At 73.9% G+C, this 21066-nt stretch carries 20 protein-coding genes; 8 read left to right on the forward strand and 12 right to left on the reverse strand.

Annotated features, from left to right (window positions below):
- Window positions 1-17: 17 nt before the first annotated feature.
- From SVTN_RS33090 to SVTN_RS33100, 3 genes are read right to left on the reverse strand one after another with little or no spacing between them, the layout of a single operon-like run.
- Window positions 18-386: an STAS domain-containing protein gene (locus tag SVTN_RS33090; protein WP_041132385.1), complete on the reverse strand. Its 369-nt coding sequence runs from the start codon at window positions 384-386 to the stop codon at window positions 18-20.
- 51 nt (window positions 387-437) lie between these two features.
- Window positions 438-2861 carry a SpoIIE family protein phosphatase gene (locus tag SVTN_RS33095; protein WP_245727727.1) on the reverse strand — a complete coding sequence of 808 codons (2424 nt, stop codon included), beginning with the start codon at window positions 2859-2861 and terminating at the stop codon, window positions 438-440.
- Window positions 2858-6886: a HAMP domain-containing protein gene (locus tag SVTN_RS33100; protein WP_041132387.1), complete on the reverse strand. Its 4029-nt coding sequence runs from the start codon at window positions 6884-6886 to the stop codon at window positions 2858-2860. Before SVTN_RS33100 ends, SVTN_RS33095 begins: the two co-directional genes overlap by 4 nt.
- Before the next feature lie 279 nt (window positions 6887-7165).
- Between SVTN_RS33100 and SVTN_RS33105 the strand changes: the two genes are divergently transcribed.
- Window positions 7166-7393, forward strand: coding sequence for a DUF5133 domain-containing protein (locus SVTN_RS33105; RefSeq protein ID WP_041132388.1), 228 nt, complete (start codon window positions 7166-7168; stop codon window positions 7391-7393).
- 86 nt (window positions 7394-7479) lie between these two features.
- Here the strand turns inward: SVTN_RS33105 and SVTN_RS33110 are convergent, their stop codons facing one another.
- Together SVTN_RS33110 and SVTN_RS33115 are read right to left on the reverse strand one after the other, a co-directional pair.
- Window positions 7480-7641 (reverse strand): DUF5670 family protein, encoded by a 162-nt coding sequence (locus SVTN_RS33110; RefSeq protein WP_041132389.1) that lies wholly within the window; start codon window positions 7639-7641, stop codon window positions 7480-7482.
- 99 nt (window positions 7642-7740) lie between these two features.
- Window positions 7741-8091, reverse strand: coding sequence for a hypothetical protein (locus tag SVTN_RS33115; protein ID WP_159026534.1), 351 nt, complete (start codon window positions 8089-8091; stop codon window positions 7741-7743).
- Window positions 8092-8200: 109 nt separating this feature from the next.
- On the opposite strand from SVTN_RS33115, the gene SVTN_RS33120 reads away from it, so the two are divergent.
- Window positions 8201-9793 (forward strand): FMN-binding glutamate synthase family protein, encoded by a 1593-nt coding sequence (locus tag SVTN_RS33120; RefSeq protein ID WP_041132391.1) that lies wholly within the window; start codon window positions 8201-8203, stop codon window positions 9791-9793.
- A 32-nt stretch (window positions 9794-9825) separates the two neighbouring features.
- Complete coding sequence (locus tag SVTN_RS33125) at window positions 9826-11556, forward strand: thiamine pyrophosphate-dependent enzyme (RefSeq protein WP_041132392.1); 1731 nt, start codon at window positions 9826-9828, stop codon at window positions 11554-11556.
- Between the two features lie 1220 nt (window positions 11557-12776).
- On the opposite strand, the gene SVTN_RS33130 is transcribed toward SVTN_RS33125, so the two are convergent.
- From SVTN_RS33130 to SVTN_RS33140, 3 genes are all read right to left on the reverse strand, one after another.
- A complete protein-coding gene (locus tag SVTN_RS33130; protein WP_041132393.1) occupies window positions 12777-13229 on the reverse strand; it encodes an SRPBCC family protein in 453 nt (150 codons plus the stop codon).
- Window positions 13230-13315: 86 nt separating this feature from the next.
- Entirely contained in the window at window positions 13316-13690 is a 375-nt protein-coding gene (locus tag SVTN_RS33135; protein WP_041132394.1) for a ribosome maturation factor RimM, read from the reverse strand.
- Between the two features lie 60 nt (window positions 13691-13750).
- Window positions 13751-13975, reverse strand: coding sequence for a DUF6458 family protein (locus tag SVTN_RS33140; protein ID WP_041132395.1), 225 nt, complete (start codon window positions 13973-13975; stop codon window positions 13751-13753).
- A 262-nt stretch (window positions 13976-14237) separates the two neighbouring features.
- Between SVTN_RS33140 and SVTN_RS33145 the strand changes: the two genes are divergently transcribed.
- Window positions 14238-15275: a serine/threonine-protein kinase gene (locus tag SVTN_RS33145; protein WP_041132396.1), complete on the forward strand. Its 1038-nt coding sequence runs from the start codon at window positions 14238-14240 to the stop codon at window positions 15273-15275.
- A gap of 83 nt (window positions 15276-15358) precedes the next feature.
- A complete protein-coding gene (locus SVTN_RS44885; RefSeq protein ID WP_167352220.1) occupies window positions 15359-15502 on the forward strand; it encodes a hypothetical protein in 144 nt (47 codons plus the stop codon).
- A gap of 112 nt (window positions 15503-15614) precedes the next feature.
- Here the strand turns inward: SVTN_RS44885 and SVTN_RS33150 are convergent, their stop codons facing one another.
- From SVTN_RS33150 to SVTN_RS33160, 3 genes are read right to left on the reverse strand one after another with little or no spacing between them, the layout of a single operon-like run.
- Window positions 15615-15896, reverse strand: coding sequence for a hypothetical protein (locus SVTN_RS33150; protein ID WP_041132397.1), 282 nt, complete (start codon window positions 15894-15896; stop codon window positions 15615-15617).
- Between the two features lie 46 nt (window positions 15897-15942).
- Entirely contained in the window at window positions 15943-16167 is a 225-nt protein-coding gene (locus tag SVTN_RS33155) for a DUF6479 family protein (RefSeq protein WP_041132398.1), read from the reverse strand.
- 21 nt (window positions 16168-16188) lie between these two features.
- The gene (locus tag SVTN_RS33160; protein WP_107072775.1) at window positions 16189-16581 is read right to left on the reverse strand and encodes a SixA phosphatase family protein; all 393 of its coding nucleotides are present in this window, start codon (window positions 16579-16581) and stop codon (window positions 16189-16191) included.
- A gap of 460 nt (window positions 16582-17041) precedes the next feature.
- Here SVTN_RS33160 and panD point away from each other — a divergent pair, with 460 nt between their 5' ends.
- Both panD and SVTN_RS33170 read left to right on the forward strand, forming a co-directional pair.
- A complete protein-coding gene (panD, locus tag SVTN_RS33165) occupies window positions 17042-17467 on the forward strand; it encodes an aspartate 1-decarboxylase (protein ID WP_041132399.1) in 426 nt (141 codons plus the stop codon).
- 388 nt (window positions 17468-17855) lie between these two features.
- Complete coding sequence (locus SVTN_RS33170; RefSeq protein ID WP_041132400.1) at window positions 17856-19202, forward strand: transglycosylase family protein; 1347 nt, start codon at window positions 17856-17858, stop codon at window positions 19200-19202.
- On the opposite strand, the gene SVTN_RS42620 is transcribed toward SVTN_RS33170, so the two are convergent.
- Entirely contained in the window at window positions 19083-20069 is a 987-nt protein-coding gene (locus tag SVTN_RS42620; RefSeq protein WP_159026535.1) for a DMT family transporter, read from the reverse strand. The two genes, SVTN_RS33170 and SVTN_RS42620, sit on opposite strands and share 120 nt — an antisense overlap.
- 236 nt (window positions 20070-20305) lie before the next feature.
- Here SVTN_RS42620 and SVTN_RS33180 point away from each other — a divergent pair, with 236 nt between their 5' ends.
- The gene (locus SVTN_RS33180; RefSeq protein ID WP_041132401.1) at window positions 20306-21028 is read left to right on the forward strand and encodes a (2Fe-2S)-binding protein; all 723 of its coding nucleotides are present in this window, start codon (window positions 20306-20308) and stop codon (window positions 21026-21028) included.
- Window positions 21029-21066 lie beyond the last annotated feature (38 nt).

Below are 21066 nucleotides of genomic sequence, written 5' to 3' on the forward strand. Positions count from 1 at the left end.
ACTGTGCCGTCCGTCCGCTACCTCGTGCCGCCGGCCGCGGCCAGCGCGTCCGCCACGGCGTCGTGCGGCGGGATGGTCGTCATCACGCCGGTGATCTCCAGGATGCGGCGCACGGCCGGGGTCGGCGCGGCGAGGTACAGGTCGCCGTCGCTCTCCCGCGCCTTGTTGACCGCCCGGATCAGGACGTTCAGCCCCGAGGAGTCCATGAAGTCGAGGGCGGACAGGTCCAGCACGAGGCGGCGCCGCCCCTGGCCGAACTGCTCCGTCAGCAGCTCCTGGAGCCGGTCGGCCGTCTCCATGTCCAGCTCGCCCGCCACGGTCAGCACCGCCGTGCGGTCGTCGCGGATCTCGACGTCGACATCAAGGTTCGGTTCACGCTCGGACATGTCTCCTGCTTTCCGTGGGGGAGGGGCCGGTCTCGGGGTGGGCGGGCGGGGTCAGAACACCTGGACACCGACCACGCACGTGTCGTCGTCCGTGTCCGACTTGCTGCGCGCGAGCAGCTGGTCCAGCCGGTGTTCGAGGCTGTCGGACGGCTGCCGGGCGACGGTGAGCAGCTGGGCGACGGAATCGTGGACGGCGGTGTCGCGCCGCTCGACGAGCCCGTCGGTGTACATCAGCACCGTGTCGCCGGGTTCGAGCCGCAGCTCCGTCTCCTCGTACTCGGCCTCCGCGAGGGCTCCCAGCAGCACCCCGCGCAGGAGCGGCAGGTCGAGCGCCTCCTCCCCGCGCACCAGCACCGGCGGGAGGTGTCCCGCGCGGGCCCAGCGCAGCGTACGGCTCTCCGGGTCGTAGACGCCGCACACGGCGGTGGCCGTCACCTGGGCGGTGAGGTGGTGGGCGACGCTGTTGAGCCAGGACAGCAGCTGCCCCGGGCCCGCGCCCGTGACGGCCAGGCCGCGGAGGGCGTTGCGCAGCACCACCATGCCGGTGGCGGCCTCCACGCCGTGGCCGGCGACGTCCCCGACGCACAGGAGCACCTTCTTGGACGGCAGCACGACCGCGTCGTACCAGTCGCCGCCGACCAGGGACCCGGACTCCGCGGGCCGGTAGCGCACGGCCACGTCGAGCCCCGGCGCGTCCAGCGGCGGCATGGCCGGCGGCATGATCGCGTGCTGGAGCTGGAGGGTGAGCCGGTTGCGTTCCTCGGCCGCCTCCTCCGTCGCCGCCAGCCGGTCGCGGGTGGCCGTGAGGGCGACCTCGGTCCAGTGCTGCGCCGAGATGTCCTGGTACGCGCCCCGGACGGTCTGGAGACCGCCGTCGCCGCCCGGGGCGGGTTCGGCGGTCACCCGGATGTGCCGGGTGACGCCGTCGTGGCGGAGCATGCGGAAGGCGGCGGAGCCCACCCGTCGCTGGTGCAGCACCTTCTGGAGGAAGCGGCGGACGGTGTCGGCGTCGTCGGGGTGGACGTGGCCGGCGAGGTCGCGCAGGGCGACCGGCGGCTCCGTCGTCCTGCGGCCGAAGAGCTCGTACAGCTGGCTGTGCCAGGTGATGTCACCGGTGACGAGGTCCTCCTCGAAGGCACCGACCCGGCCGAGGCGCTGGGCGTGCTGGAGGAGGCTGGCGAGGCGCGCCGACTCGTCCTCGACGCGCCAGATGAACAGGACGCTCGCGCCGTACCGGCTGATGCTGATGTCGGCGAGCGAGGCGAGCGGCACCTGGTCCACCAGGGCCGTGAGCCGGACCCGGCGGGCGCGGAACGGCTCCCCCGTGGCGTAGACCCGCTCGATCCGTTCGAAGAGTTCGCTGCCGCCCGCCGTCGCCGGGTACGCCTCCAGGAGCAGGGCTCCGTCGACGGAGCCGCGGGGCCGTCCGGCCGGATCCTGGAAGTGCGCGTTGGCGTGCCGGATGCGGAAGTCGACGAGCTTCCCCGTCTCGTCCAGGTGGGGGGTCAGGACGAGGGCGGGGTCGTAGAGCCCGTCCGAGAGTTCGGCCAGCGCCGTCGCCCCCTCCCCGCCGGGGACCGGGAGGCCGTCGGGGACGGAGAAGCCCCCGGGGGACGCCTCGGGCAGGGTCTCCAGGGTGTGGGCGCAGAGCTCGGCGAGGGCCTCGATCTGGCGCTCCACGACCTGCGGCAGGGGGTCGAGCGGGCGGGCCCAGCAGATCTCCAGGACGCCGTGGATGCGGCCGCCGGTCCCGGCGGGGACGACGACCCGGCCGCCGTCGGGATGGCGCCCGCGGCCGATGGAGGGGATGCCCGAGGCCGCCAGGGAGGCGTGGCGGACGGTTCGGCGTCCGATGAGCGCCTGGCGGGCCGCGGTGGTCACGCCCGGCGGCACGTAGTGCCAGCGGGCCGCCTCGTCGAGGCCGAAGCCGGCGTGCCCGCGCAGGCTCAGCGAGGTGTCCGGACCGGTGGTCCAGATCGCGACGGCGACGGCGCCCAGCGGTTCGAGGGCGTGCCGGAGCAGGGACTCGGCGACGGCCTGGGTGTCGCCGGCGCCGAGCGCCGCGCTCTCCGCCGTGCGCAGCCGCACGGCGACCGAGGCGGCGGCGGCGGTGGCCGGGGGCTCGCCGACGGCCGTTCTCACGAACTCGTCCGTCGCCTCGGCCATCCGGTCACGGGCCGCCTGGTTGATGATGTCCGCGGCCAGCTCCAGCCGGGACAGTCCGGCCCGGTCGGCGAGCTCCGCGAGCTGGCGGGCCGCCTGGGCCGGGCCGCAGCCCAGGCGCTCGACGATGACCCCCTTGGCGAGTTCGATCAGGGCGCGGCCCTCGGCCGCCGCGTGCGCGGCGCGCACCTCGCCGCGCAGCCGTTCCACCGTGGCGGCCAGCCGGCCGTCGACGGCCGCGGTGTCCGAGACGGCCGGGACGTCGTCGCCGGGGTGCGGGACGCCGCTGTCGGAGGGCGGGGGAATGGTCACGAGGCCGTCCCTCCGTCGAGCCAGCGGCGGACGCAGGCGATGAGTTCGTCGGCGTCGACGGGCTTGGTGACGTAGTCGCTGGCCCCCGACGCGAGGCTCTTCTCCCGGTCGCCCGGCATGGCCTTCGCGGTGACGGCGATCACGGGCAGGTCCGCGTACTGGGGCAGCTCCCTGATCCGCGCGGTCGCGGTGTAGCCGTCCATCTCCGGCATCATCACGTCCATCAGGACGAGGGAGACGGCCGGGTTCGCCAGCAGCGTCTCGATGCCCTTCCGCCCGTTCTCGGCGTGCAGCACCGTGATGCCGTGCAGCTCCAGGATGCCGCTGAGGGCGTACAGGTTGCGGGCGTCGTCGTCGACGGCGAGCACGGTCCTGCCGCTCAGGGTGCTGTCGACGGCCCGGGGCGCGGGCGCCCGGTGGTCGCCGCGCACCAGGGGCACGACGTCGCCGGGCTGCTCCGCGGACAGGTGCAGGGCGATCCGCTCGCGCAGCTCGTCGAGGCTGGAGAGGAGTTCCAGCGGTCGGCGGCGGGCGAGGTCCTGGAGGGCGCCCTCCTCGTCGGCGGGGAGCCGGCGGTTGTTGTGGGCGAGGACGGGGACGGTGCGCAGCGCCTCGTCCCCGTCCACGGCGTCCAGGAAGCGCAGGGCGTCGCCGTCCGCCATGTCGACGTCGAGCACGACGCAGTGGAACGGCTGGGCGGCGAGCGCGGCGGCGGCCTCCTGGGGGCCGACGACCGCGACCAGTTCGATGTCCGACCGGCCCGTCTGCCCGCCGTCGGCCGAGAGCTGGCCGACCGCGTTCTCGGCGACGACGGCGAGGAGCCCGCGCGGGCGCTCCTCGATCACGAGGAGGCGCCGGGGCGGCCGGGCGGCCGCGCCGCCGGGCAGCGCGAGCGCACCGCCCCGGGCGGGGGCCGGGACGGCGGGCCCTGCCGGGGAGGCCGTCGGCAGGGCGGCGGGGGCGGGCTGCTCGGCGAAGTCGGCGCGGGCGACGGGGAGGTAGAGGGTGAAGGTGCTGCCCTCGCCCGGCACGCTGGTGACGGTGAGGGCGGCGCCGAGGAGATGGGCGATCTCGCGGCTGATGGAGAGGCCCAGGCCGGTGCCGCCGTACTTGCGGTTGGTCGTCCCGTCGGCCTGCTGGAAGGCGCCGAAGATGGCCTCCAGGTTCTCGGGGGCGATGCCGATGCCGGTGTCGGCGACGCGGAAGGCGACGACTGGGCCGCCGCGGTGCACGGACACGGGCAGCTCGTCGTCCGACGCCGGTTCGATGCGCAGCTCGACGCTGCCGTGCTCGGTGAACTTGACCGCGTTCGACAGCAGGTTGCGCAGCACCTGCCGGAGCCGCGTGTCATCGGTGACGAGGTCGACGGGGACGCCGGCGGCCGTGGAGACCGTGAAGGCGAGGCTCTTCTGCGAGGTGAGGGGGCGGAACGTGGCCTCGACGTAGTCGAGGAGCCTGCGCAGCGGCACGCGCTCCGGGTTGAGGTCCATCTTCCCGGCCTCCACCTTGGAGAGGTCGAGGATGTCGTTGATCAGCTGGAGCAGGTCGGATCCGGCCGAGTGGATGATGCCGGCGTACTCGACCTGCTTGGCCGTGAGGTTGCGGGTCGGGTTCTGGGCCAGCAACTGGGCCAGGATCAGCAGGCTGTTGAGCGGGGTGCGCAGTTCGTGGCTCATGTTGGCCAGGAACTCCGACTTGTACGTGGAGGCCAGGTCGAGCTGCTGGGCGCGGTCCTCCAGCTCCTGCCGGGCCTGCTCGATCTGGAGGTTCTTGGCCTCGATGTCGCGGTTCTGCGTGGCGAGCAGGGCCGCCTTCTCCTCCAGCTCGGCGTTGGAGCGCTGGAGCTCCTCCTGCCGCACCTGGAGTTCCTCGGTGCGCGAGCGGAGTTCGCCGGCCAGCCGCTGGGACTCGTCCAGGAGTTCGTCGGTGCGGACGTTGGCGACGATGGTGCTCAGGTTGACGCCGACGGTCTCCATGAGCTGTTCCAGGAAGTCCCGGTGCACGGAGGTGAAGGGGCTGAAGGACATCAGCTCGATGACGCCGAGCACCTGCTCCTCGACGACGACCGGCAGCACCACGAGGCTGCCCCGGGACGTGCTGCCGAGCCCCGAGGAGATCGTGACGTAGTCCTCGGGGACGTTCTCGGCGGTGACGGTGCGGCGGCTGCGGGCGGCCTGCCCGACGAGCGACTCGCCCAGCCGGAAGCGCACCCGGTCCCGGTCGCCCGCGGGGCGTCCGTAGGAGCCGACGAGGCCCAGCTCGACGCCGTCGGCACCTTCCTCGGCGAGGTAGAACGCGCCGTACTGGGCGCCCACGAGCGGGGTCAGCTCGTCCATGACGAGTTCGGCGACGACGGCCAGGTCGCGGTGGCCCTGCATCAGCGCGGACATCCGGGCCAGACTGGACTTGAGCCAGTCCTGCTCCTGGTTGGCCCGCGTCGTCTCGCGCAGCGAGCCCACCATGGCGTTGATGTTGTCCTTGAGCTCGGCCACCTCGCCCGACGCCTCGACGGTGATCGAGCGGGTGAGGTCGCCCTCGGCGACGGCGCTCGCGACCTCGGCGATGGCGCGAACCTGGCGGGTGAGGTTGCCCGCCAGCTCGTTGACGTTCTCGGTCAGCCGCTTCCAGGTGCCGGAGACCCCCTCGACCTCGGCCTGGCCGCCGAGCCGGCCCTCGCTGCCGACCTCGCGGGCCACCCGGGTCACCTCGGCCGCGAACGAGGACAGCTGGTCGACCATCGTGTTGATGGTCGTCTTCAGCTCCAGGATCTCGCCCCGGGCGTCCACGTCGATCTTCTTCGACAGGTCGCCGTTGGCGACGGCGGTCGTGACCTGGGCGATGTTCCGGACCTGTCCGGTCAGGTTGTTCGCCATGGAGTTGACGTTGTCGGTGAGGTCCTTCCAGGTCCCGGCCACGTTCGGCACCCTGGCCTGGCCGCCGAGCCGGCCCTCGGTGCCGACCTCGCGGGCGACCCGGGTCACCTCGTCGGCGAAGGCGGACAGGGTGTCCACCATGGTGTTGATGGTGTCGGCGAGGGCGGCGACCTCGCCCTTGGCCTCCACGGTGATCCGGCGGGAGAGGTCGCCGCGGGCCACGGCGGTGGCGACCTGGGCGATCGAACGCACCTGCCCGGTGAGGTTGGAGGCCATCACGTTGACGTTGTCGGTGAGGTCCTTCCAGGTGCCCGAGGCGCCCCGGACGGTGGCCTGGCCGCCGAGGTTGCCCTCGGTGCCGACCTCGCGGGCGACCCGGGTCACCTCGTCGGCGAAGGCCGAGAGCTGGTCCACCATCGTGTTGATGGTCGTCTTCAGCTCCAGGATCTCGCCCCGGGCGTCCACGTCGACCTTCTTCGACAGGTCGCCGCCCGCGACGGCGGTGGCGACGTGGGCGATCGCCCGGACCTGGGCGGTGAGGTTCCCCGCCATCGAGTTGACGGAGTCGGTCAGATCGCGCCAGGTGCCGGAGACGCCCTTCACGTCGGCCTGTCCTCCGAGGATGCCCTCGGTGCCCACGTCCCGGGCCATGCGCGTGACCTCGTCGGCGAAGGCCGAGAGCTGGTCCACCATCGTGTTGATGGTGTTCTTCAGCTCCAGGATCTCGCCGCGCGCGTCCACGTCGATCTTCTGGGAGAGATCTCCCTTGGCGACGGCCGTCGCCACGTGGGCGATGTCGCGGACCTGGGTGGTGAGGTTGCCGGCCATCGCGTTGACCGAGTCCGTCAGATCGGCCCAGGTGCCGGAGACGCCGGGCACGGCGGCCTGCCCGCCGAGCGTCCCCTCCGTGCCGACCTCGCGCGCCACCCGCGTCACTTCGGAGGTGAACAGGGAGAGCTGGTCGACCATCCCGTTGAACACCCGGGAGATCTCGCCCATCAGACCGTCGGCCTCGTCCGGCAGACGGGTGCCGAAGTCGCCGTCCCGCACCGCCGTGAGCCCGGCCAGCAGCTGGCGGAGTTCAGGCTCGACCACCGCGGCCGGCCCGGACCGCTCCGGTCCGGAGGAACCCCTGGTCGTCGTCTCAGACATGCCCCATCCTCGTTCCCCACCATGTGCGCACACGGACCGTCCGGCCCACGCCGCGCGCCGGCCGACCGTTCCCCAGGGTCGGATCCGGCTGCCGCGATCGTTGCCGTACGGCAATCATGACGACACTACCCCTCCGTGATCGACAACAGGAGGGCGGTGCCGGTCATCCGGCCGGAACCCGTCCTTCCCGGCCCCGGGACGGAGTGTGCGACGCCGCGACCGGGGTACACGCGCCCCGAACCGGGCGGTCCCCCGCCCCGACGACGAGGGGAGCAGTACGTGCTGATGGCCCACCCCGCGGTCCTGCGCGAGCTCATCGAGCAGTACGAGACGCTCAAGATGCTCAAGGCCGAGAACGGCGGCGAAGAAGTACGGCGGCGCATGGACGACCTCGCCTACACGCTGTGCGTGTCCACCGGTACGCGGGACGTGGACGCGGCGCTGATCGCGGCCCGCCACCGTCTGCCGGGCGCGCGCCCCGAGGACGACTCGGTGCTGAGCGCCTGAGCACGCGGCCGAGCCCGGCACCTCCGTCAGGAGGGTGCCGGGCTCGGCCGCGCCGCGGGCGGGAGCGCGTCCGCCCGGGGGACCGCCTACCAGCGGTACCAGCGGCTCGTGCCGCCCCTCGGCCGGGCCACGAAGCCCAGCAGCCACAGGACGAGCACGACGACGGCGATCCACCAGAGCGCCTTGACGGCGAAGCCGGCGCCGAAGAGCAGCAGGGCGAGGAGCAGGACGAGAAGCAGGGGGACCATGTGGGTCGACCTCCGTGAAGACGGTGACTGACGGAAGGTGAAAGGGCGGCGGACGGCGCACGCGCGCCGGCCTCTCGCGGGGGCGGAAGCGCCGCCCGCTCAGCTGCGGCGTTCGAAGAACAGGGCCACCGGGCCCAGGTCGCGTCGTGCGGCCAGGCGTCCGGTCCGGCGCCCCCACCCGTACGCGAGGGCGAGCGCGGCCGCCGTGCCGGCCGCGGCACCGGCCGTCACGGTCCGGTGGGCGCGCGCGGCGGCCCGCAGGCCGCCCCCGGTCCCGCGGGCCGCCTCCGCGGACGGCGCGGGAAGGAGACGGAGGCCCGCGAGAACGGCCGGTTCGTATGCCTCGTCCACGTCGGGGTCATCCACCCGCGTCAGGCCGGGGCGGTCCGGGACGGCGTAGGGGCCGGTCCAGGGGAGGGGGTTCCGTCCGTTGTTCTCCGAAGCACTCATGGGCACCGTCTCGCCGGAGTCCCGCACGCTAAACCTGGTGGATCACGACCCCGCCCCGCGCCTCTTCCCCGCGTGCTTGACCGCGCCCGTACGGGACAGACGACCGTCCATGGTGACGTCACTGCTCGTGGTCTGTTCCGTCCTCGCCGCGCTCGCCACCGGCCTCGCGGCCGTCCTGGTGTCCCCGTGGTGGTGGTGCGCGGCCGGCCCCGCCCTGCTGCTCGCCGCGATCGCGACGTACGACGTCGTCCAGCGGCGCCACTCGATCCTGCGCAACTATCCGCTCCTCGGGCACCTGCGGTTCGCGATGGAGGCGATCCGCCCCGAGGTGCAGCAGTACTTCGTCGAGAGGAACGTCGACGGCATGCCCTTCGACCGGGACACCCGGTCCATCGTGTACGAGCGGGCGAAGGGGACGGACGCCGAGGACCCCTTCGGCACCGAGCTGGAGCTGGGCCGGACCGGCACCGAGTACCTGGTCCCCTCCATGGCCCCGCGCCCGGTGCCGGACGAGCCGCCCCGGGTCCGGATCGGCGGCCCCGACTGCGCGCGGCCCTACGACATGGCCCTGCTCAACGTGTCGGCGATGAGCTTCGGCTCCCTGTCGGCCCCGGCGATCCGCGCCCTGAACGAGGGCGCCCGGCGCGGCGGCTTCGCCCACGACACCGGCGAGGGCGGGATGTCGGAGCACCACCTCGCCCCCGGCGGCGACCTCGTCTGGGAGATCGGGACCGGGTACTTCGGCTGCCGTGCCGAGGACGGCGGCTTCGACCCGCGGCTGTTCGCCGAGAAGGCCGCGCTCGACCAGGTCGCCTGCGTCCTGCTGAAGATCAGCCAGGGCGCGAAGCCCGGCATCGGGGGAGTGCTGCCCGGCTCCAAGGTCGGCCGGGAGATCGCCGCCGTCCGCGGCGTCCCCGAGGGCCGTACGGTGATCTCCCCGCCGTACCACCGCGTCTACCGGACCCCTCGGGAGCTGGTGCGCTTCCTCGGCCGGATGCGGGAGCTCTCCGGCGGCAAGCCGGTCGGCTTCAAGCTGTGCGTGGGCGCGCGCCGCGACTTCCTCGCCGTCTGCAAGGCGATGCTGGAGGAGGACCTCACGCCCGACTTCATCGTCGTCGACGGGGCGGAGGGCGGTACGGGCGCCGCCCCGCTGGAGTTCGCGGACACCGTCGGCCTGCCCCTCACCGAGGGCCTGACCACGGTGCACCGGGCCCTCGTCGGCACGGGGCTGCGCGACCGGATCAGGATCGGCGCCTCCGGCAAGGTCGCCACGGGGAGCGACATCGTCAAGCGGCTGATCCAGGGGGCCGACTACACCAACTCCGCCCGGGCCATGATGTTCGCCCTCGGATGCGTACAGGCCCAGCGCTGCCACACCAACACCTGCCCCGTCGGGGTGGCCACCCAGGACCGCCGGCGCGCCCGCGCCCTCGACGTCCAGGACAAGGCGGAGCGGGTCCGGCGCTTCCAGGAGGCGACCGTCCGAAGCGCCCTCGCGCTCATGGCCGCCATGGGCGCCGACGGCCCCGGGGACCTGGGGCCCGGCATGCTGCTGCGCCGGGTCGGACCCGACGCCGTGCGCTCCCACGCCGAGCTGTACGAGCCGCTCGAACCCGGTCTGCTCCTGTCGCCCGCATCGGTTCCGGACACCTGGGCAGGCGACTGGAAGGCGGCCCATCCGGACCGGTTCACCCTCCGGTGAACCGGTCGACAGCCCCAGAGGAAGGAGACCCCATGCCCCGTACCGTCGCACAGGTGATCGTCGACGGGCTCGCGGACCTCGGCGTCGACCGCGTCTTCGGCGTGGTCGGCGACGCGCTCAACCCGATCACCGACGCCATCCGGACCACCGGGGGCATCGACTGGACCGGCTTCCGCCACGAGGAGGCGGCGGCCTTCGCCGCCGGAGCGCGCGCCCAGCTCTCCGGAGAGCCGGCCGTCTGCATGGGCACGGTGGGACCGGGCTCGGTGCACTTGCTCAACGGACTGTACGACGCGGCCAAGAGCGGGGCGCCGGTCCTGGCGATCTGCGGCCAGGTGCCGCTGTCGGAGATGGGCGGGGACTACTTCCAGGAGGTCGACAACGACCTCCTCTTCCGGGACGTGGCCGTGTACCGGGCCACCGTGACCTCCCCCTCCCAGATGCCCCGGCTGCTGGAGTCCGCGGTACGGGCGGCCGTGACCGGGCGGGGCGTGGCGGTGCTGACCGTCCCCGGCGACCTCGGTGACCAGGAGGTCGAGGAGGACCGGCCGACGCGGTTCGCGCTGCCGCGCCCGGCCGTCACGCGCCCCGACGACCCCGCGCTCGCCGAGGCGGCCGAGACGATCGGCCGGGGCTCGCGGGTCACCCTCCTGGTCGGCCGCGGCGCCCGGGAGGCCCGCGAGGAGGTGCTGCGCGCCGCCGAGCTGCTCTCGGCGCCCATGGTGCTGACCCTGAAGGGCAAGGAGGGCTTCGAGGACGACAACCCGTACGAGGTCGGCCAGACCGGCCTCATCGGCAATCCGGCCGCGGCCCACGCCATGGACTCCTGCGACACCCTGATCATGCTCGGGACGGACTTCCCCTACCGGGACTGGTACCCGGAGAACTGCCGGGTCGTGCAGATCGACACCCGCGAGGAGCACCTCGGACGCCGCGTCCCGGTGGACGTCGGGCTCGCCGGGGACGTGGGCGCGACGCTGCGGGCCCTGCTGCCGCTGCTGGCGCCCGTCACGTCGCGTTCCCACCTCGACGGGGCCCGCGAACGGTACGCGGACTGGCAGGAGGGGCAGGCCGGCCTCGCCGACCCCGCCCACGACAGGCGACTCCTTGGACGCGTACGGGCCATGTTCGACAACCAGGAGGCGGACATCCGTCCCGAGGCCCTCGCGGCGGCCGTCGACCGCCACGCCGCCGACGACGCGATCTTCACCTCGGACACCGGCATGGCCACCGTGTGGCTCTCGCGGCTCGTGCGCATGCGCGGCACCCGCCGGCTGATCGGCTCCTACAACCTCGGCTCCATGGCCAACGCCATGCCCCAGGCCATCGGGGCGCAGTTGTGGGCCCCGGACCGGCAGGTCGTGGCCTTCTGCGGCGACGGCGGCCTCGGCATGCTCCTCGGCGATCTGATGACGATCCGCTCCGAACGGCTGCCGGTGAAGCTCGTCGTCTTCGACAACCGCCGCCTCGGCATGGTCAAGCTGGAGCAGGAGCAGGCGGGGCTTCCCGAGTTCGGGACGGTGCTGGACAACCCCGACTTCGCCGCGGTGGCCGAGGCGCTCGGGCTGACCGGCATCCGCGTCACCGCGCCGGGCGAACTGGACGAGGCCGTGCGCAAGGCGCTCGCCCTGCCCGGCCCGGTCCTCCTCGACGTGCTGACCAACTCGGCGGAAGTGGCCGTCCCGGGCAAGCCGACGGTGTCGCAGGGGTGGGGCTTCGCCATCGCCAAGATCAAGGAGAACCTGCCCTCCGGTGCGCGCTGAGCGGTGAAGCGCCGGATTCGCGGAAGCTTGTCCTCGCGGAGGAGGGGGCGGTCCGCCCACCGGCGGACCGCCCCCTCTTCCGTCCCGGCCGGCTGCGGTCGGCGTAGCGGACGCGGACCCACAGGGGCGGGGCGGACCAGCAGATCAGGTACCGGGCGAGGACGCCGGAGACCAGCCAGGGCAGGTACGGGTCGTCTTCCGGTGCACCGCTGTCTCGTTCGTCCGTGGATCCTCAGCGGCACGGGTCGGGAGTGGAACCGCACCGTCTCACGGCGGAAGCCCCCGTCGGGTGGTGCGGGGGCTTCCGTCCGGCGCGGCACGGTGCGGAGTCAGGCCCGCGGCGTACCGGCCGTGCGCGGGGGCGCATGGCCACCGTCGCCGGTGGCGGGGCCGTCGGTCCGCCCGTCCGGCCCCTTCCGCCCCTCCTGTCCGTCCCGTCGGCGCGGTGCGCCGGGGGTCGCGGCGGGAGCGTACGTACGGCCCTCCCCGCTCCGGCCCGGGGCACTGGGGTCCTCGGACGGGACTGCGGCCTCCGGAGCGCGCGGGCGTGGCCCCGTCCCCGCGGGGAGTCCCCGCACCGGGACGCCGCGTACGGAGATGCCGTTCGCGGGGGCACCCGGCAGGGGGACGGCCGGCGCGGGGACGGTCGGTCCCACCGGCGCGGCGCACGGCGCCACGCGGCCGAGGGCTCGGGTCGGGTTCGACATGAGCGCCTCCCGGGTGGGTTCCGTGGGCCGATTGCCCGTCAGCCTGCTTCCGTGACCTACAAGTTCGTCTTACCGCTCTTCCCGGGTCAAACCCCCGAAGACGCGGAAAAACCGCCTCGGCCCTCGGACGAGCCGGGGACCGCGACCCCACGGCACGGGCTCGGAGCGACGGCCGGGGGCAGTGGCGCGGGGCCGCGGTTCGGGACGGCGGCTCGGGACGACAGGCGAGTGGCCCGCACCTTCCACGGGTGCGGGCCACTCGCGAGCACCACCGATCCACGGCAGGGGGGGACCGTGGATCGTCCGGCGCGAGCGTGTCCCTCGCTCGACCCCCGCCTGCCCCGCCGATCGGGATTCACACCCCTCGGTTTCGAGCCGGAGCACAGCCCGCCGGGGGACGACCGGGGCATGGGGCCGCCCCGCATCGGGAGGGGGCCCGAGCGGGGCGGCCGCGTTCGCCGGCGCGCGGTCAGGGGGCGGGGCCCCCGCCACGGGCGCGCCGGCGCCGGGTCCTCAGACCGATCCGCGCCAGCCGCCCGTCTGGAGGCCACCGCGCTCCTCGATGAACGACTTGAACCGCTTGAGGTCGCCGGCCACCTTGCGCTTGACGAAGCCGAGCTTGTCGCCCGCCTGTTCCGTCAGCCCTTCGGGGGCGAAGTCCATCTGAAGCATGACCTTCGTCCGGGTCTCGTCGAGGCGGTGGAACGTCACCACGCCCGCCTGGCGGGCCTCGCCCTCGACCGTCGTCCACGCGACGCGTTCGTCCGGGATCTGCTCGGTGATGACGGCGTCGAACTCGCGCCGCGCACCGCCGATCTCGGTGACCCAGTGGGTGAGCGTGTCCGTACGCTGCTCGATCCGTTCCACGCCGTCCATGAATTGCGGGAACGTCTCGAACTGGGTCCACTGATCGTACGCGGCGCGCACCGGGACCTCGACCTCGACCGACTCCTCCACCTTGGACATGGCGACACCTTTCTTTCGGAGGCGCATCGTCTCCCTGTCGGGGACGTGCTGCTGAGCCTGTGCGGACCGGGGCGGACCGGCGGCCGTCAGAGGCCGCCCACGCCTCCCCCGAAGGGCCAGGACATGCGGTAGTACTGGCCGATCTCCTCGCGGTACTGGCGGTCCGCCAGGTGCTTGTCGGAGACGAACTCGGGCGAGTCCTTGACCTGTTCCTTCGACAGGGCGAGGTGGAGGGTCTGCTCCTCCAGGTCGACGCGGGTCACCGCCCGCGCCGGGATGAGCACCTCCTTGCCGAAGATCCAGACGCCCGTGTCGACGACGAGGTAGGAGTCGTCCACCTCGTCGGAGTGCTTGTCCACCTTGCCGATGTGCCCGTCGGCGGCCTCGACGCGCCACCCGGTGAGGTCGGTACCCGCCAGGTGACCGGACTCGGCACTGAAGGACCACAGATGGTCGGTCATCGCTGTCACTCCTCTGTCGCTGTGTTCGTGCAGGGCGCGGCGCCGGACGCGCGGGCCGCCTCAGAGCAGGTCACGACGGTCGTCGTCGGTGACCGTGGGCGCCACCGGCGGGACCACCATCCGACGCCGGCGCAGAACGCTGGTGTAGACGGCGGTTCCGAGCAGGCCGACGCCCATGAGGATCAGGCCGACCAGATCGAGGTCGACCCCTTGGAGATGCCAGTCGGTCGCGAACGTGAGGATCGCGCCGACGGCGATCATGATGATGAACAGTCCCAGACCCATGGTTGGTTGCTCCTCCCCTGCGGGTTGGACAGCGTCCGCGTACCCGGGTCTGCGGGGATCATTCCGCCGTCCTCGGAGAGGGTCGGAACGGGTCGGTCCGGGCCCGTGGGCACGGCGAACCGCCGACTCGGCGTCCTTCGGGGGATGTTCATGGACGGAGGGGGCACGCGTTCAGCCGCGGGCCCGTGCACGACCGGCGGGCGGCGCGCCCGATTCCCGGCCCGTCGGCAGCGGGCCGACCACACCCCGCAGGGAGCCCCCGATGCAGCTCCGAGCAAGGCCCGCACATCCGGACGTCGCGTGGAGGGCCCGTACCGTCGCCGGACGCTACCGGCTCGACCGCCTCCTGGGCCGGGGCGGAGCGGCGGACGTGTACGAGGCGCTGGACCTGCGGCTGCGGCGCCGCGTGGCGGTGAAGGTGTACCGGCCCGCGGGCGCCCGCCGGACCGACGCCCAGTGCGGCGAGGAGGCCCGGTTGCTGGCCCGGATGCACCATCCCGGTCTGGTGACCCTCTACGACACGGGCCGCGCCGGGAGCCGTCCGTTCCTGGTGATGCAGCTCGTCCGGGGGACGACCCTGCGGCGGCGGATCGCCCGCGGGGTCCTCACGCCCGCCGAGACCTGCCGGACCGGGGCGGCCCTGGCCTCGGCCCTCGCCCATGTACACGCCCACGGCGTCGTCCACCGCGACGTCAAGCCGTCGAACATCCTGCTGGACCGGTCGGAGGCCCCGCATCTCACGGACTTCGGCATCTCCCGCCGCGTCGAGCCCGCGGACGAGGCCCCCGAGGCCCAGGGCACCCTCGTCGGCACCGCCTCCTACATGGCGCCCGAGCAGGCCCTGGGCCGCGGAACGGGACCGGCGGCCGACGTGTACAGCCTCGGCCTGGTGCTGCTCGAAACCCTCAAGGGCGAGGCGGAGTACGGCGGAGCGCCCCTGGAGGCTGCGCTGGCGCACCTGTACCGCCCGCCGGTGCTGCCGGCCGGTCTCCCGGCCGAACTCGCCCGCCTGCTCACGGCGATGACCGACCGCTCCTCCGAGGCCCGCCCGGACGCCGCCGCCTGCGCCCGGATCCTCACCGACCCGCGGACCGCGGGACGCGCCCCCACGCCCTCCGCCGCACGGCCGGGGCGACCCGCCCCGGGGCGGGTCGTGGCGGCGACCCTCGCCGCACTCGGGCTCACCCTGACCGGCTCGCCGGGCAGCGCACCCGTCGGCCAGGCGGCGGACGGGGCCCGGACGGCCGCCCTGACCGCGCCGCTCCCGTATGAGAACGACCTTCCCGCACAACGGTCCTGACTGGTCGTCAATAAAGGGGAAGTGTGAGACGGCCGTCCGGGGCAACACGGAGTGCCAGGACACGGACATCGGAGGAGAACCCCATGACCGCACTGCTGGACCGCATCAAGCGATTCGCCCGCAGCCCCCAGGGTCGTGACGCGGCGGCGTCGCTTCGCCGCGCCGCGGCCGACCCGCGCAGGCGCGCCCGGGCACGCCGCCTGTTCGGCAGGCTGCGCCATCGCTGACGCCCGCCCGCCCCTCACAGCCGTACGCCGGCGCCCCGCGCGATGTACCGCGCGGGGCGCCGGCGTACGGGGGCGGTGCCGGATGTGCCGCCGACCCGGGGACGCGAGGCCGTCAGCCGTCGTGCCCGCGCGTCTGCTCCTCGCGTCCCACCCCGGGGCGCTGGTGCTTGTCGGTGTGACCGCCGGCGCCCTCCGGGTCGGTGGCTTCACGGCCCGTGGCCCCCTGCCGCTCGCCGGTCTCGCGCCGGCCGCCGGGCAGTCCCCGGGAGGACACGGCCTCGTCGGCCTCCCTGCGGGCCTCCTCGTCACCGCTCTCTCCCTCCGCCTCGGCAGGCGTGGTGCGCGGCCGGCCGGCGCGGTCCTCGTCCGTCCTGTGCTGCTTCTGCTCGCCCATGGTCCCTCTCCGTCTCCGTTCCGTCGCGGGGCGTGCGTGCCCCTCCTCATCGCTCGGGCCCCTCCTCCGGGGTCGACCAGGAATCCCGCCCCGCCTCCACGGGCGGCGGCTGGGCGACACGGGTGTCCCGCCGTCGGCGGGCGACGCGCCGTGAACCCCACCAGAACGCGGCGATCAGCACCACGACCAGCACCACTCCCACCAGGACCAGGAACAGCGAGGACGATCCGGAGGCGGCGAGTCCGGAGGCGGCGGCCAAGGAGAGGGGCATGATTCTTCCTTTCTCACGGGATCAGAACGGGGTGTCGCATTCCGTCCCCGCCGGGCCGGGCGGCGACGCGCGCCCGGCCAGGACGGAGACCGGCGTGCCGGGCGGCGTCTCGTAGAGGCGCTCGTCGTGGACGACGGGTGTCGGGTCCTCCGGTGCGGAGGCGGCGGGTTGCCAGGTCCGGCGGGTCCTGCGCGACGGGGAGCACAGCACGAAGTCGGGTTCGAGACCGGAGCCCGCGGGCCGGCGGCCGGTCCGGGGCGCGTCGCCCCTGCCTCGCTCGCTCGGCTCGCGGTCGAAGGCGTCGATCCGCCGGTCCTCGCGCACGGCCTTCGCGTGGCGCACCCACAGCAGCCGGACCCCGGCCGCACCGTCCCCGGCCGGTGGTGCCCGCCTGTATCCGGGCCCCGGGCACATGACGTCTCCTTCCGCGCGCGTACGGCTCCGGGTGGTTCCGGAAGATGCGCTTACCCCGTCTCCGTGATCGCACGCACGGGCGGGCGAACCCGGCCCTCCGGACGGGCGGCCGGGCGTGGCCGGTGCGCGGCGACGGCGATCACGAGGAGAGACGGTGCCTGCCCGTCCGCCCCCGCCCGACACGACTCCCGGTCGTGTGTTCCGGACGTGATCGTTTTCTCCGGGCCGCCATGCTCGGCGCCGCCGAGCAGCCCCTGCTTCCTTCCTTCTCGCCCGAAGTACGGCGCATCGAAGCGGTGGCCCCACAGGCGCGCACCTGGGGCGAAAGCCCAGGCAGGAAGCCGTCCAGCCCGGCCGGAGCGATGTTCCTCACAAACATCGGGCGGGGGTGCCGGTGTAAGGTCGAGGACGCCCTTGACCTGCAGAAAGCAGGCAGGGAGCTGTCTTAGAGGAGTCCCAAGTGCTGCGTACTCTGTTCAAGTCCAAGATCCATCGCGCCACCGTGACCCAGGCGGACCTGCACTACGTAGGTTCGGTCACCGTCGACGCGGAGCTGATGGAGGCGGCCGACCTGCTGCCCGGCGAGCTGGTCCACATCGTCGACATCGACAACGGAGCCCGCCTCGAGACCTATGTCATCGAAGGCGAGCGCGGTTCCGGCGTCATCGGGATCAACGGCGCCGCCGCCCACCTCGTGCACCCCGGTGACCTGGTGATCCTCATCAGCTACGCGCAGGTCGAGGACGCCGAGGCGCGGACCTTCGTGCCGCGCGTCGTGCACGTCGACGGCGACAACCGCATCGTGGAGCTGGGGACCGACGCGTCCGCGCCCGTCCCCGGGAGCGACACGGTGCGCGGCCCGCACGCGGTGCCCGCCCGGATCTGAGCCGAGCGGGGTCCGGCGGGCGGGGCCGAAGCGGCGGGGCCACTCTGGAAGAGGGCCCCGTGAGGCCCCGTCGACCGGGAGGTCCGTCATGACCCACCCTTCCCCCGATCCGCTGCCCCCGTCGCCGATCCCGCCGCCGGTGCCCTCGCCGCCGCCCGTGCCCCCGCCGAACCCGGTGCCGGTTCCGCCGGATCCGTCGCCCCCTCCCGCGCCCCAGCCGGGCGGGCCCGTACCGGAACCCGAACCTCAGCCCGAACCCGGTCCCGCCGGCGGGTGAACGGGACCAACGCAGAGGTGACATAAGGCGCTTGAGGTTTCGCGCGGCCCTTGTCACGGAGCGTGCGCCACCCCTAACTTGGACGGCTGCTGCTGTGTTCAAGGGGGGCCCATGGCCGTACGCGGACGTCACCGCCGCCACCAGCCGAGCCGGATCAACCGCGCCTCGCTCACCGTCACGGCGGGAGGCGCCGGCATGGCGCTGCCGCTGATCGGCGCGGGCGCCGCGCACGCCGCCTCGCTCGACGTCTGGGAGAAGGTCGCGTCCTGCGAGTCCTCCTCCAGCTGGCACGTCAACACGGGCAACGGCTACTTCGGCGGCCTCCAGTTCAGCCAGTCCACCTGGGAGCGGTACGGCGGCACGCACTACGCGCCGCGCGCCGACCTCGCCTCCAAGGACCAGCAGATCGCGATCGCCGAACGTGTCCTGAAGGGCCAGGGCCCCGGCGCCTGGCCGTCCTGCGGCTCCCGCGCGGGGCTCGCCCGCGGCGGGCAGGCGCCGGACGTCACCCCGGAGCCGACCCGCGGCGGGAACGACGTCCGCACCGCCTCCCTGCCGGGACAGCGCCTCTTACCCGAACAGGCGACGCGGAACGCGAGCCCCACCACCGTGCCCACCGTGCGCGAGATGTACACGGTGACGCCCGGCGACTCCCTGTCGAAGATCGCCCGCGACGAGCACGTCAAGGGCGGCTGGCAGCGCCTGTACGAGACCAACCGGCCGGTCGTCGGCGACGACCCCGACCTCATCCTCCCCGGCCAGCGCCTGACCCTGCGCATCACGGCGCCGAAGAAGCCGGAGAAGCCGGAGAAGGCGGCGGAGAAGCCGACTGGGAAGGCCGCGAAGAAGGCCGCCCCGCCCGCGAAGACCACCCGGCCGGTCAAGGCCGCGCCCCCCAGGGCCGTACCCCCGAAGGCCACACCCCCCAAGACCTCGGTGGTCGCCGGGCCGTCCCACAAGCCCGCCCCGAAGCCCACCACCAAGCCCCACGGCAAGCCTCACACCAAGCCGAGCCACAAACCCGCCCCCAGGCCCGTCGCCGAGCCCTCCGCCGACAGCTACTCCGCGCCCGTCTCCGCGGACATCGGCACCCGGTACGGCACCCGCGGTTCCTCCTGGGCCAGCGGCTACCACACCGGGGTCGACTTCCCCGTGCCCACCGGCACCTCGGTCAAGGCCGTCGCCGGCGGCCGGGTCGTCTCCGCCGGGTGGGGCGGCGCGTACGGCTACCAGATCGTGCTGCGCCACGACGACGGCCGCTACAGCCAGTACGCGCACCTCTCCGCGCTCACCGTCCGCGAGGGCCAGCGGGTGCACGCCGGTCAGCGCATCGCGCGCTCAGGATCGACCGGCAACAGCTCGGGACCGCACCTCCACTTCGAGGTTCGGACGGGTCCCGGGTACGGCTCGGACATCGACCCCCTGGCCTACCTCAGGGCGCGGGGAGTCTCCCTCTGACGCCACCGACGAGCCCGATGACACCGACGGCGACTCCGGCGCGGCCGTCATGCGGTCGAGCGTGAGCCGGACGAGGCCGCCCGCGGCGACCGCGCCGCAGATCAGCGCGGCGACGGTGCCCGCCGCGCCGTAGCGGAAGCCCTCGCCGAACAGCGTCACGCCCACCGCCGCGGCGACCACCGGGTTGACCACCGTGACGGTGGCCAGCGGGGCGGCGAGCCCCGCACCCCGGTACGAGGCCTGTGAGAGCAGGAGGCCGGTCACCGCGAACACGGAGAGGACGAGCAGCCCCGTCCACTCGGCGAGCGGGGCCCGGGGCGTCCACTCCTCGGCCACCGACTTCGTGAGGACCGAGGCCATGCCGAAGGAGACGCCCGCCGCCGCGGCCAGCACGACGCTGCGCAGCACCGACCGGCCCACCAGGTGCGCGGCCGTGAACAGGAGCGCCACCGCGCCGAAGGCGGCTCCCGCGAGCAGCCACCGCTCCCCGTCGGCCAGGGGCCCGGCCTCGGTGCCGCTGGTGAGGCTGAGGAGGCCGGCGAGGCCCACCGTGGCCATGAGCGCGCCGCGCCAGGCCCGCCGCCCGGCCCTGCGGCCGACGAACAGGGCCGCCATGGGCAGCGCGAAGACGATCGTGAGGGCACCCAGCGGCTGGACCAGGCTGAGCGGCCCGTACGCCAGGGCGGCGACGTGCAGCGTCGCGCCGACGCCGTTGAGCAGGACGGACACCCACCAGGCCGGGCTGCGCAGCGGCGCGTAGCGCGGGCCCGCGGCGGAGGCCGCGACCCGCTCCTGCACGATCGCCGCGGCCGCGTAGGCGACCGCGGAGGCCAGGGCCAGGGCGACGGACAGCACGAGTGGACTCATACCTTCCACGATCTCTCTTCCCGGCCGGTTCGCGCGTCGTACCAGGGGACGTCTTCGCGGATACCGCCGACGGAGTACGCGGCCCCCGCATACGCCCCGGGATGTACACCCGTGCAGGTCGGAACGGGTGCAAAGCGGCCTTTCCGGCAGGTCCGGGCGGCTCGGTGAGAGCCTGCGGAGAAGTTACGGTGGGGCCGGACGACGACAGGATCCGCGGGGCAGGGGGGCGTACGGAAATGGATCTCGGCGCGAGCGGCGACGGCGGATCGCCGGGTGGTTTCTTCGCCCTGCGGACCACCGCCCCGGCGACCGGCGGCGCGCACCGCCCGCTCTCCCGTCTGTACGCGGGGGAGGACGGCCCCCTCACCGCGCGCGTGGACCACGTCACCGCCCGGACCGGCGCCCCCGAGCGGCGCGTCGGAGCCTCCGTCGCCCACCTCGGGCTCGCCGCCCGGCTCTGGTCCACCGCCCTCGGACCGGCCGCCGTCCACGGCCGCTTTCCCGCCCTCGACCCCGCCGAGCTGTACTGGGACGGAACGCTGACGGCGCCCGACGACCTGTGGTGGGCCGGCTCCGAGACCCGTCCCGGGACCGCGGAGGAGCTGCGCGCGGCCGTCCAGGAGGCCCATCTCGTCCCGCTCCACGCGGCGCTGCGCCGCGACGGGAACATCTCCCCGCGGCTCCTGTGGGGCAATGCCGGCTCCGCCCTCGCCGGCGCCCTGCGCGAGCTGATCCGCTGGGCGCGCGCCCACGGCCGTCCGGAGGCGGCCGAGCGGGCCGCCGCCCTCGTCTCCGGGCTCCTGGACCACCCGGACCTCGCCGGGACGGTCCGCGGCCCCCGGCTGCGCCGCACCAGCTGCTGCCTCTACTACCGGTGCCCGGGCGGCGGGCTGTGCGGCGACTGTGTCTTCGACCACGCCCCCCGAACGGGTTTGGAGGCGCGGCCCCCCGCTCCGTAAAGTTGGGTCTTTGAATGCCCGCGAGCGGCGACGACACG

It is taken from the genome of Streptomyces vietnamensis (assembly GCF_000830005.1).
In the GTDB taxonomy this organism is placed as follows: Bacteria; Actinomycetota; Actinomycetes; order Streptomycetales; family Streptomycetaceae; genus Streptomyces; species Streptomyces vietnamensis.